Source organism: Leifsonia sp. LS1 (assembly GCF_020521355.1).
Classification (GTDB): Bacteria; Actinomycetota; Actinomycetes; order Actinomycetales; family Microbacteriaceae; genus Leifsonia.
The window spans coordinates 39,651-51,655 of the sequence record NZ_BPER01000011.1 but is presented as its reverse complement, the minus strand read 5'-3'; the positions used below and the strand labels follow the sequence as shown (position 1 = coordinate 51,655).

The 12,005-nt window shown below is 73.2% G+C and carries 10 protein-coding genes; 8 read left to right on the top strand and 2 right to left on the bottom strand.

Annotated elements, in window-relative coordinates; all coding sequences use genetic code 11:
* Window positions 1-15: 15 nt before the first annotated feature.
* Together LLS1_RS17075 and LLS1_RS17070 are read left to right on the top strand one after the other, a co-directional pair.
* On the top strand, window positions 16-978 hold the full coding sequence (locus LLS1_RS17075; RefSeq protein ID WP_226657422.1) for a YafY family protein: 963 nt from the start codon (window positions 16-18) through the stop codon (window positions 976-978).
* A 10-nt stretch (window positions 979-988) separates the two neighbouring features.
* Window positions 989-2,086, top strand: coding sequence for a VIT1/CCC1 transporter family protein (locus tag LLS1_RS17070; RefSeq protein WP_226657420.1), 1,098 nt, complete (start codon window positions 989-991; stop codon window positions 2,084-2,086).
* Window positions 2,087-2,093: 7 nt separating this feature from the next.
* On the opposite strand, the gene LLS1_RS17065 is transcribed toward LLS1_RS17070, so the two are convergent.
* On the bottom strand, window positions 2,094-2,609 hold the full coding sequence (locus LLS1_RS17065; protein WP_226657419.1) for a DUF1707 domain-containing protein: 516 nt from the start codon (window positions 2,607-2,609) through the stop codon (window positions 2,094-2,096).
* 120 nt (window positions 2,610-2,729) lie between these two features.
* Between LLS1_RS17065 and LLS1_RS17060 the strand changes: the two genes are divergently transcribed.
* From LLS1_RS17060 to LLS1_RS17040, 5 genes are all read left to right on the top strand, one after another.
* On the top strand, window positions 2,730-3,020 hold the full coding sequence (locus LLS1_RS17060; protein WP_223356490.1) for a DUF6504 family protein: 291 nt from the start codon (window positions 2,730-2,732) through the stop codon (window positions 3,018-3,020).
* Window positions 3,021-3,070: 50 nt separating this feature from the next.
* Entirely contained in the window at window positions 3,071-3,907 is an 837-nt protein-coding gene (locus LLS1_RS17055; protein WP_226657498.1) for a DUF3097 domain-containing protein, read from the top strand.
* A 127-nt stretch (window positions 3,908-4,034) separates the two neighbouring features.
* Window positions 4,035-4,730, top strand: a complete 696-nt coding sequence (locus tag LLS1_RS17050; protein ID WP_226657417.1) for a hypothetical protein — start codon at window positions 4,035-4,037, stop codon at window positions 4,728-4,730.
* A complete protein-coding gene (locus tag LLS1_RS17045) occupies window positions 4,731-6,284 on the top strand; it encodes a DNA polymerase Y family protein (RefSeq protein WP_226657416.1) in 1,554 nt (517 codons plus the stop codon).
* 120 nt (window positions 6,285-6,404) lie between these two features.
* Window positions 6,405-9,794 carry an error-prone DNA polymerase gene (locus LLS1_RS17040; RefSeq protein ID WP_226657497.1) on the top strand — a complete coding sequence of 1,130 codons (3,390 nt, stop codon included), beginning with the start codon at window positions 6,405-6,407 and terminating at the stop codon, window positions 9,792-9,794.
* Window positions 9,795-9,820: 26 nt separating this feature from the next.
* Here LLS1_RS17040 and LLS1_RS17035 read toward each other — a convergent pair whose 3' ends face one another.
* Window positions 9,821-10,546, bottom strand: a complete 726-nt coding sequence (locus LLS1_RS17035; protein ID WP_226657414.1) for a VIT family protein — start codon at window positions 10,544-10,546, stop codon at window positions 9,821-9,823.
* Window positions 10,547-10,648: 102 nt separating this feature from the next.
* Here LLS1_RS17035 and gdhA point away from each other — a divergent pair, with 102 nt between their 5' ends.
* Window positions 10,649-12,001 (top strand): NADP-specific glutamate dehydrogenase, encoded by a 1,353-nt coding sequence (gdhA, locus tag LLS1_RS17030; RefSeq protein WP_226657412.1) that lies wholly within the window; start codon window positions 10,649-10,651, stop codon window positions 11,999-12,001.
* The last annotated feature ends 4 nt before the right edge of the window (window positions 12,002-12,005 follow it).

The window sequence follows — 12,005 nt, the reverse complement described above, 5'->3', positions numbered from 1 at the left end:
GTGCACACTGGACGCATGGCAAGCACCGGATCGCGCACGCTGCAGCTGCTCTCGCTGCTGCAGACCCATCGCTACTGGCCCGGCAGCGAGCTGGCCGATCGGCTCGGCGTCTCGCCGCGCACCCTCCGGCGCGACGTCGACCGCCTGCGCGACCTGGGCTATCCCGTGGACGCGACCCGCGGCGTCGCCGGCGGCTACCAGCTCGCGGCGGGAGCCTCCCTCCCGCCGCTGGTGGTGGACGACGAGGAGGCCGTCGCACTCGCCGTGGGGCTGCGCACCGCGGCACAGAGCGGAATCGCGGGTGTCGAGGAGGCGTCGGTGCGGGCGCTCGCCAAAGTCGTCCAGGTAATGCCACCTCGACTCAAGCGTCGCGTCGACGCCCTCCGCGTCGCGACCCTGGCGACCGCGCTCCGGGGCGGCCCGGTCGCCGACGCCGAGACGCTGACCACCGTCGCCCAGGCCTGCCGCGACGAGGAGCGGCTGCAGTTCGCCTACGTCGCCCGCGGCGGCGAGGAGTCCGTCCGAACGGTCGAACCCCATCGCCTGGTGTCGGTCGGGCGGCGCTGGTATCTCGTCGCGTACGACCTGACCCGGTTCGACTGGCGCAGCTTCCGGCTCGACCGCCTCACCGACCCGCGTGTCACCGGGGCGCGCTTCCGCCCGCGCGCGCTGCCCGCGGAGGACGCCGCCGAGTACGTCCGCGCCTCCCTCTCCGCTCCGGCCGAGCAGGTCGTCATCGACGCGCTCGTCCGAGCGTCGGCGGCGCGTGTCGAGGAGGCGATCGGCCGCTGGGCGACGGTCTCCCCCGTCGACGACACCACAGCGCGGGTGCGGATGGCGGTGGAGAGCCCGGAGTGGGCGCTGTTCGGGCTGGCGGCCGTCGGCGCCCCGTTCGTCATCGAAGGCCCAGAGACCGTGCGCGTGCTCGCGGCCGACTGGGCGACCCGGTTCCGGGAGGCCTCGGCCGGGGTCGCCTAGACTCGCACCGATGACCACCGCCGAGCGCATCCCCAGTCCCGCCGACATCCGCCGGTGGCGCCGCTACCTGGCCGACGAACGCGCCGAGGCGGCGGTCTACCGCGACCTCGCCCAGCGGCGCAGCGGCGAGGAGCGCGAGATCCTGCTGGCCCTCGCCGACGCCGAGGGACGCCACGAGCAGCACTGGCTCGATCTGCTGGGCGATCAGGTCGGCAGGCCGCTGCGCGGCGACGCGCGCACCCGGATGCTCGGCTGGCTGGCCCGGCGCTTCGGCTCGGTGTTCGTGCTCGCGCTGGCGCAGCGCGCCGAGGCCCGCTCCCCCTACGCCACCGATGCCGACGCGACCCCGCAGATGGCCGCCGACGAGCAGGTGCACGAGGAGGTCGTCCGCGCCCTCGCCGCCCGTGGCCGCCAGCGGCTCTCCGGCACCTTCCGCGCCGCGGTCTTCGGCGCCAACGACGGACTGGTGAGCAACCTCGCCCTCGTGCTCGGCGTCAGCGCGAGCGGCGTCGCGACCCACGTCGTCCTCCTGACCGGCATCTCCGGCCTCCTCGCCGGCGCGCTCTCGATGGGTGCGGGCGAGTACGTCTCCGTGCGGTCCCAGCGCGAGCTCCTGGAGGCCTCGAGCCCCAACCCGGCGACCCGCTCCGCCCTCCCCCACCTCGATGTGGACGCGAACGAGCTGACGCTGGTCTACCGGGCGCGCGGCATGACCCCCGCGGAGGCCGAGGAGCGCGCCGGCGAGACGCTGCGGACGCTCGAGGCCTACACCGCCGAGGCCCCCGTCGGCGCCGGTGCGGGCGCACCGGTCGAGGACGAGCACGAGGCGATCGGCAACGGCTGGAGCGCCGCCCTCTCGAGCTTCTGCTTCTTCGCCTCCGGAGCGCTCATCCCGATCCTCCCCTACCTCTTCGGCCTGGGCGGCACGACCGCCGTCCTCGTCTCGGCGGCTCTCGTCGGCATCGTCCTGCTCGCCACGGGCGCGATCGTCGGGCTGCTGTCGGGCGCGTCCCCGCTCAAGCGCGCGCTGCGCCAGCTCGCCATCGGGTACGGCGCAGCGGCGGCGACCTACGTGCTGGGCCTCCTGTTCGGGACGGCGCTGGGATAGCGTCGCGCTAGCGCCGCCGCGGCCCGTCGACGCCGTACACGAGCGCGCCGGCGAGCGGGATGAGCAGGAACCACAACCAGCTGTACTGGTAGCCCCAGATGCCGCTGGTGACGAAGAAGAGGATGACCGCGATGAACGGCATCACGGAGACGACCAGCAGGCCCCAGCGGTTGTTCGGGCGGTAGCGGTCGTCGCCGTACGGGTCGGCCGGCGCGGCCGGGGATGCCGGGGCGAACGAGGCGGCCGATGCGGACGGCGGCGTGGAAGCGCCGGGCTGGGCGCTCGCGGGAGACGGTGAGGTCGTCGCGTGGTCGTCGAGGTGCAGGGTCCCCGGCAGGTCTGCGAAAAGCGGAGCGAGGTCGCCCCGGGTGACCGCCGCGCGCGCGGACGCGACGCGGGACTGCAGCTCGGCGTCGTCGAGCCGCCCCGCGGCCGCGTGGGACTGGAGGGCGGCGACCGCGCGTTCGCGCTCGTCGTTGCTGAGGCGCAGCGACGCGCCGGACGGGTCGGTGAGGTCGGTCATGCGGCCCAGTATGCCAGGGCGGCGGTCTCGGGGGCAGGACGACCGGTCCAGGATGCGCGTGTCCGCAGTCCGGTCTACACTCGCATTCGAACATCCGTTCGAATGGAGGAGGTGGCTGCGATGACCGATGTCGACGAAGCGGTCGCCGTGTGGACGACCGACGACGGCATCCCGTTGCGGCTGATCTGGCGGGCGACGCGCTACCGCGTGAGCGACATGCCGACCGTGTGGGCGGAGGCGCCCGCGTGGTGGCGGCCGTTCGGCGAGCACCGCTACGACGTGGGAGCGCTGCCGCGCGAGATCGGCGGCTGGCGGTTTCAGGCGACCAGCGACGCCGGGGACGCCCACGTCTTCGACGTGCGCCACGACGCCGCCGACCGCACCTGGCGCCTGGTGCGCGTCTTCGACTGAGGGCGTGGCTCCCCCCGTCGCCCAGCCACGTCGCATAGCCTCCTGGGGTGATGGACGATCGCTACGGATCCGATGTGCTGGCCCCCGGATGGAGAACGGCCGGCAAGAAGCCCGTTCCCGATGTGGAGGCGGTGCGTGATCTCGTGGTCGAGGAGGCGGCGACCGGTTTCTGCGGCGCCGTCACCCGGCTGGAGGCGCAGACCGTCGAACTGGAGGACTACTTCGGGACGAAGCGGGTGTTCCCCCTCGGCTCGGCGTTCCTGATCGACGGGGAGCCCGTGCGGCTGGTGGTCCCGAAGCGCACGGCCGACGGACGTGGCCGCACCGCGTCCGGCTCCTTCTCGGTCGGCGAGCAGAAGGCACGCGTCGCCCGCGCGAGCCGCATCTTCGTGGAGGGCCGGCACGACGCCGAGCTCGTCGAACGCGTGTGGGGCGACGACCTGCGCGTCGAGGGTGTCGTGGTCGAATACCTGGAGGGCGTCGACGACCTCGACGCGATCGTGCGCGAGTTCGCCCCCACCCGCGGCCGCCGCATCGGCGTGCTGGTCGACCACCTGGTCGCCGGATCGAAGGAGAGCCGGATCGCCGAGAAGGTCGCCCGCGGGCCGTACGGCGAGCACGTGCTCGTGGTCGGGCACCCGTTCGTCGACATTTGGCAGGCGGTGAAGCCCTCTCGGGTCGGGCTGGAGGCGTGGCCGACCATCCCGCGCTCGATCGAGTGGAAGCGCGGCATCTGCGCCGCACTCGGCCTGCCCCACGAGAGCCAGGCGGACATCGCGCGCGCATGGAAGCGCATCCTGGGCCAGGTGCGCACTTTCGCCGACCTGGAGCCCGAACTGCTCGGCCGGGTCGAGCAGCTGATCGACTTCGTCACCGAGCCGGCGTAGGGTCGGCGACGCCGGGCGGCTGCGCCGTCGCCCCTCCCGCCCGCCGGGCGGACGAGTCCCGCTGCGCACAGCGTTCGCACCCCAAAATGCATTTGCGCTGTTCGAACATATGTTCGAAAATAGAGCCATGTCCCCGGCCTCCGCTCCCGCCTTCGCCGATCCGGTCGTCGACCGGGCGCAGGTGCACGAGCTGCAGTCGCGCATCCGGCAGATGCAGGCGACGAAGCTGGAGAGCCGCACGTTCGAGACGCACCCCGCGCTCGGGCCGCTGCTGCCCGGCGGGGCGCTCAAGGCGGGAGCCGCGTACGCGGTCCACGGCTCGACCACCCTGCTGATGGCGCTGCTCGCCGGACCCAGCGCCGCGGGCGCGTGGTGCGGGGTCGTGGGGATGCCCGACTTCGGCGCGGAAGCGGCCGGACGGTTCGGGATCGACCTGGAGCGGCTCGTGCTCGTGCCGCATCCGGGCGACCAGTGGCTCACGGTCACGGCGGCCGTCGTCGACGTGCTCTCGGTCGTGGCGATCGCCCCTCCCGCCCGCGCGAAGGACGGGGACGTCGCCCGGCTGAGCGCCCGTCTGCGGCAGCGGGAGGCGACGCTGATCGTCGCGGGTGACTGGCCGCAGGCCGAGGCGACGCTCTCCGTCGCGCGCAGCGGATGGGACGGCCTCGGCGCCGGGGCGGGCTATCTCTCGTCGCGGCGGGTGACCGTCGAGTCGGCGCCGCGCGGCGGGTCGGGGCCGCGCCGCCGGGCTGAGCTGTGGCTGCCCGCACCCGACGAGAGCTTCCGTCCGTCGGGTCCGACCCGGCTGGAGGCGGTGGGCTAGATGCGCGAGGTCACCCGCGCGATCGTGCTCTGGTGCCCGGACTGGCCCGTGCTCGCCGCGCTGCGTGCCGACGCGGAGCTGGCCGACGACGCCCCGGTCGCCCTGATGCACAAGGGCGTCGTCTTCGCCTGCTCCGCCGCAGCCCGCGCCGACGGCGTGCGGCGCGGCCTCCGCATGCGCGAGGCGCAGTCGCGCTGCCCGCAGCTGGAGGTGCTGCCCTACGACCCCGTGCTCGACGAGCGCGCCTTCGAGCCGGTGCTGGCGGCGATCGAGGAGATCGCGCCCGGCGTGCAGCCGGTCCGACCCGGCACCTGCGTGCTACGGGCGCGCGGCCCGGCCCGCTACTACGGCGGCGAGGAGGCCGCCGCCGCCGAGCTGCTGCGCTGCCTGGAAGGGCTGGGACTGCCGGACGCCCGCGCCGGCATCGCCGACGGTCCGTTCGCCGCCGGGCAGGCCGCACGCTCCACCGGCACCTCCCGGGTGCGGGTGATCGCGCCCGGCGGCTCCCCCGCCTTCCTCGCCCCGCTGCCGGTCGCCCAGCTCGGTCTGACGGAGCTGACCCCGCTGCTGCGCCGGCTCGGCCTGCACACCCTCGGCGACCTCGCCGCCCTCGACCGGGTCGACGTGCGCGAGCGGTTCGGGGAGCGCGGCGAGCATGCGCACGACCTCGCCGGCGGATTCGACGGCGCCGCGGTCGTGCCGCGCACACCGCCGGCGCAGCTGGACCGCACCATCGAGTTCGAGCCTCCCCTCGACCGGGTCGACCAGGTCGCCTTCGCCGTGCGCGGGACCGCCGAGCAGTTCGTCGCCGCCCTGACCAAGGCCGGGCTCGTCTGCACGACGCTGCGGGTGGAGGTCGCCGACGAGTCCGGGCGCATCAGCGAGCGCAGCTGGCTGCACCCGCGCCTGTTCTCGCCGGGCGACGTCGTCGACCGGGTGCGCTGGCAGCTGCAGGGCTCCGGCGGCGCGGAGCCCGGCCTCGCCTCGCCGATCGTGCGGGTGGGGCTCGTACCGGAAGCGGTGGACGACATCGGCCACCACGAGGACGGCCTGTGGGGCGGCGGCGCCGACGAGCGCATCCACCACGGCCTCACCCGGGTGCAGAGCATGCTGGGGCACGAGGCCGTGCTCACGGCGACGATCGGCGGCGGGCGCGGGCTCACGGAGCGGCAGGTGCTGGTGCCGTGGGGCGACCGGCCGGTGGGCGCCTCCCGGGCCGAGCAGCCCTGGCCGGGGTCGCTGCCCGCCCCCGCGCCGTCCACCGTGTTCGAGGTGCCGCGGCCGGTCGCGGTCCTGACCGAGGAGGGCGCGACGGTCGACGTGAGCGACCGCGGCGACCTCACCGCACCGATCGTCCTCTTCTCCCCCACCGGGGCCCTGCGCGACGCCCGGGAGGTCGCGTCGTGGGCCGGCCCCTGGCCGGTGCGGGAGCGCTGGTGGGACGCCACCCTCGCCCGCGCCATGCACCGGTTCCAGCTGGTCGACGCCGACGGCACCGCGTGGCTCCTCCGCCTCGCCTCCGGAGGCTGGTTCGCGGAGGCGCGCTATGACTAGCCGCGTGTTCCCCATGGTCGTCGACAGCGGGGTCGCGAATCGCCGGTATCCGGCGCTCGAAGCGGCGGAATGCGTCCCCGCGGCGGCGGTGCCCGCACGCGCACGGGAGGGGCGGCGCTGATGGGCTGGAACAACCCGCCGATCCCGTGGGCCGAGTTCGAGCGCCGGCTCTCCGGGCGCCGCACCGGGGAGCAGCCGGTCGAGCGCCCCTCCTCGCGCAAGCGGCAGACGTACGTGCCGCAGCCCATGCCGGAGGAGCCGGAGATCGGCCACGTCCCCTACGCCGAGCTGCACGCGCACAGCAACTTCAGCTTCCTCGACGGGGCGAGTTCGCCCGAGGAGCTGCTGGAGGAGGCGACCCGGCTGCGGCTGCACGGGCTCGCGCTCACCGACCACGACGGCTTCTACGGCGCGGTCCACCTGGCCGAGGCCGCCGAAGCCTACGAGCGGGTGAAGACGGTGTACGGCGCCGAGCTGTCGCTCGCGCTCAGCCGCCCGCAGAACGGCGAGGCCGACCCCGAGGGCAGCCACCTCGTGGTGCTCGCCCGCCGCCAGGAGGGCTACCACCGCCTCGCGGCGGCGATCACCGCCGGCCAGCTCGCGGGCGGCGAGAAGGGCCGCCCGGTCTACCGGCTGCCCGAACTGGCCGAGCAGGCCGCGGGCGACTGGATGGTGCTGACCGGTTGCCGCAAAGGCGACGTGCGCCTCGCGCTGGCGGAGCGGGGCGAGCGCGCGGCCGAGCACGAGGCGGCCCGGCTGGCGGAGCTGTTCGGCCGGGACAACGTGCTGGTCGAGCTGATCGACCAGGGCAACCCGCACGACACCACCGACAACGATGCCCTCGCCCGCATCGCCGACCGCCTCGGGCTGCCGGTGGTGGCCACCAACAACGTCCACTACGCCTCCCCCGCGCAGTACCCGCTGGCTACCGCGATCTCGGCGGTGCGCGCGCGGCGCAGCCTGGACGAGATGGACGGCTGGCTGCCCGCCTCGGCCGCCGCCCACCTGCGCAGCGGGCGCGAGATGGCAGCCCGGTTCTCCCGCTACCCCGGCGCGGTGGAGCGCACCGTGGAGGTGGCGGACGACCTCTCCTTCCGGCTGCGCAGCGCCCGGCCCCGACTGCCCCAGCAGGAGGTTCCGGAGGGGCACACCCCGATGAGCTGGCTGCGCGAGCTGACCTGGCGCGGCGCCGCCGAACGCTACCCCGACCTCGACGCCCACCCCCGGTGGCGGGAGCGCATCGAACGCGAGCTCGACGTCATCGAGGCCAAAGACTTCCCCGGCTACTTCCTGATCGTCTACGACATCGTGCGGTTCGCCCGCAGTCAGGGGATCCTCTGCCAGGGCCGCGGCTCGGCGGCCAACTCGGCGGTCGTGTACCTGCTCGGGATCACCGCGGTCGACTCGATCAAGTACGACCTGCCGTTCGAGCGGTTCCTCTCCAGCATGCGCGAGGAGGAGCCCGACATCGACGTCGACTTCGACTCCGACCGGCGGGAGGAGGTCATCCAGTACGTCTACGCGAAGTACGGCCGGCACAACGCCGCCCAGGTCGCGAACGTGATCACCTACCGCCCCAAGAACGCGGTGCGCGACATGGCGAAGGCGCTCGGCCACTCCACCGGCCAGCAGGACGCCTGGAGCAAGCAGATCGATTCCTGGTCGCACGTCGAAGCCACCGACGACCACGACATCCCGGAGCCGGTGGTGGAGCTGGCGCAGCAGGTGCTGAAGTTCCCCCGGCACCTCGGCATCCACTCGGGCGGCATGGTGCTCACCGACCGTCCCGTCGGCGAGGTGTGCCCGATCGAGCACGCCCGCATGCAGGGCCGAACCGTACTGCAGTGGGACAAGGACGACTGCGCCTGGATGGGCCTGGTCAAGTTCGACCTGCTCGGGCTCGGGATGCTGAGCGCGCTCGACTACGGCATGCGCACCATCGCATCGGCGCTGGGCGAGCAGTGGACGCTGGAGAGCATCCCGAAAGAGGAGCAGGGCGTCTACGACATGCTCTGCCGTGCCGACTCCATCGGCGTGTTCCAGGTGGAGAGCCGAGCGCAGATCGGCACACTCCCCCGGCTGCGGCCGCGCTCGTTCTACGACCTCGTGATCGAGATCGCGCTCATCCGCCCCGGCCCCATCCAGGGCGGCGCCGTGCATCCGTACATCCGCCGCAAGCTCGGCCAGGAGGAGGTGACCTACCTGCATCCCGCGCTCGAGCCCGTGCTGAAGCGCACACTGGGGGTTCCGCTGTTCCAGGAGCAGCTGATGCAGATGGCGGTCGCGGTCGGCGACTGCACCGCGGAGGACGCCGACCTGCTGCGCCGCGCGATGGGCTCCAAGCGCGGCGTGGAGAAGATCGACCGGCTGCGCTCGAAGCTCTACGCGGGCATGGAGCACAACGGCATCACCGGCGCCGACGCCGACGCGATCTACGCCAAGATCGAGGCGTTCGCCAACTTCGGCTTCGCCGAGAGCCACGCGATCAGCTTCGCCCTGCTGGTCTACGTGAGCTCGTGGATGAAGCTGCACTACCCGGGCGCGTTCCTCGCCGCGTTGCTGCGCGCACAGCCGATGGGCTTCTACTCGCCGCGCACCCTCACGGCCGACGCCCGGCGGCACGGCGTCGTCGTGCACCGGCCGGACATCCACCGCTCCGGCGTCTTCCCGCTGCTCGAACCGCTCGACGCCGCGCACCCCGGCCCGACCGGCACGGACCCGTGCCTCGTGACCGAGCAGCCGCCGATCGCCCCGTTCGACCCGGCCGAGCCGCTCGACCACTCCGCCCATCGCCGCGACGCGGGACACGCCGTGCGGCTCGGCCTCGCCGGGGTCACCTCCATCGGCGAGAAGCTGGCCGAGCGGATCGTCGCCGAGCGCGAGGAGCACGGCCCGTACCGCGACCTCGCCGACCTCTCCCGGCGGGTCGGGCTGACGACCGCGCAGCTGGAGGCGCTCGCCGCGGCGGGCGCGTTCGGGGGCTTCGGGCTCGACCGGCGGCAGGCGATCTGGGAGGCGGGCAGCGCCGCCCAGGAGAAGGCGGAGTATCTGCCCGGCACGGCGATCACCGTGCAGCCGCCACTGCTCCCCCTGCTGAGCCCGGCGGAACAGCTCGCGAGCGATCTGTGGGCGACGGGTATCTCGACCGACGACCATCCGATCCGCTTCCTGCGCCCGGCCCTGGCCTCCCGCGGGGTGCGCACCGCCGCGATGCTCGCCACCTCGGAGTCCGGCCGCCGCATCGAGGTCGGCGGCGTCGTCACCCACCGGCAGCGGCCGGCCACGGCGGCCGGGGTCACCTTCCTCAACCTGGAGGACGAGACCGGTCTGGTCAACGTGGTCTGCCCGGTCGGGGTGTGGAACCGGTACCGCCGGGTGGCGCGTCAGGCGCCCGCGATGATCGTGCGCGGCATCCTGGAGCGCAGTGAGGAAGGGGTGGTCAACGTGATCGCCGACCGGCTGGAGCCACTGCAGACGGGCATGCGCACGGCCTCCCGCGACTTCCGGTGACGCGGGCGTGGGGCTGAACCGTGTGGCTAGACCACGCCCGTCGTGCCCAGCATCGCCCCGATCGCGAACGTCGCCGCCAGTGCGAGCGCCCCGCCGATCACGACGCGCAGCATCGCCCGCCCGCGCGGGCTGCCGCCGATCCAGGCGGCGACGTAGCCGGTGATCGCCAGCGCCACCAGCACCACTACGAAGGTGACCGGGATGCGCAGCGCCTCCGGCAGCAGGATGGTCAGCAGCGGCAGGATGCCGCCGATCGTGAAGGCGACCGCCGAGGCCAGCGCCGCGTGCCACGGACTCACCACGTCGTCCTGGTCGATCCCCAGCTCCACCGAGAGGTGCGCCGACAGCGCGTCCCGCTCGGTCAGCTCCGTGGCGACCTGCCGAGCCGTCTGCGGCTGGAGTCCCTTCGCCTCCCACAGGCCGACGAGCTCCTCGAACTCCTCCTCCGGCATCTCCGCCAGTTCGCGCCGCTCCTTCGCGATCAACGCGTGCTCGCTGTCGCGCTGGCTGCTCACCGACACGTACTCCCCCAGGGCCATCGAGATCGCCCCTCCGACGAGCGCCGCGAGCCCCGCCGTCAGGATCGCGGGTGTCGCGGGTGTCGCCCCCGCGACACCGACCACCACCGCCGCGACGGAGACGATCCCGTCGTTCGCCCCGAGCACGCCCGCGCGCAGCCAGTTGAGACGCTGGGCCAGACCTTCACGGTGGGGCTCGCCCGGGTGCTGTCGAGGGGTCGTGGTCTCCGCCATGAGGTCCAGCCTAGAGAGATTCCCCGCCGACCCGCACCCCGCCGTAACCTCCCGGAAACATGAGAGTAGACTCAGAAATCTTGTGCGAAAGAAGGTTTCCGCTTGACGACGGCTCTCTCCTCCCTGCTCGACGACGTCCTCCGGCGCAACGCCGGGGAACCCGAATTCCATCAGGCGACGCGGGAGGTGTTCGGTTCGCTCGGGCCGGTCATCGACCGTCACCCCCGGTACGCCGAGGCGGCGGTGCTGGAACGGCTCACCGAGCCGGAACGGCAGCTGATCTTCCGGGTGCCGTGGACCGACGACGACGGGCGCGTCCGCGTGAACCGCGGATTCCGGGTCGAGTTCAACTCGGCGCTCGGTCCGTACAAGGGCGGGCTGCGGTTCCACCCGAGCGTCACGCTGGGCACGGTGAAGTTCCTCGGTTTCGAGCAGATCTTCAAGAACGCACTGACCGGGCTCCCCATCGGCGGCGGCAAGGGCGGCAGCGACTTCGACCCCAAGGGCAAGTCCGACGCTGAGATCATGCGGTTCTGCCAGTCCTTCATGACGGAGCTGTACCGGCACCTGGGCGAGCACACCGACGTCCCCGCCGGTGACATCGGTGTGGGTGGTCGCGAGATCGGCTACCTGTTCGGGCAGTACAAGCGCATCACCAACCGGTACGAGTCGGGCGTGCTGACCGGCAAGGGCATCGGCTGGGGCGGCTCCCTCGTCCGCACCGAGGCGACGGGCTACGGCGCGGTGTTCTTCGCTCAGCGGATGCTGGCCACGCGCGGCCGCGACCTCGACGGCGCCCGCGTGCTGGTCTCGGGTTCGGGCAATGTGGCGATCTACGCGATCGAGAAGGTGCACCAGCTCGGTGGCACCGTGATCGCCTGCTCCGACTCCTCCGGCGTGGTGCACGACCCGGCCGGGATCGACCTCCCTCTGCTGCGGCAGATCAAGGAGGTCGAGCGCGGCCGACTCAGCGAGTACGCGGCACGCCGCGGAGGGGCGGCCGAGTACCACGCCAACGGCGACATCTGGGCGCTCGCGGCCTCGACCAGGGTCGACGTCGCGATGCCGTGCGCCACCCAGAACGAGCTCGACGCCACGGCCGCGACCACTCTCGCGGCCCACGGTGTCGCCGCGGTCGTCGAAGGTGCCAACATGCCGTGCACGCCGGATGCGGTGAACGTGCTCCGTGCCGCGGGCGTGCTGTTCGCGCCGGGCAAGGCGGCGAACGCCGGAGGCGTCGCGACGTCCGCGCTAGAGATGCAGCAGAATGCGTCGCGCGACGCGTGGTCGTTCGACTACGCCGAGCAGCGCCTCGCCGAAATCATGGCCAACATCCACGACAGCTGCGCCGAGACGGCCGCCGAGTACGGTGAGCCGGGCGACTACGTCCTGGGGGCCAATGTCGCGGGCTTCGTGCGGGTCGCCGACGCGATGCTCGCCCTCGGCGTCATCTGAGCGC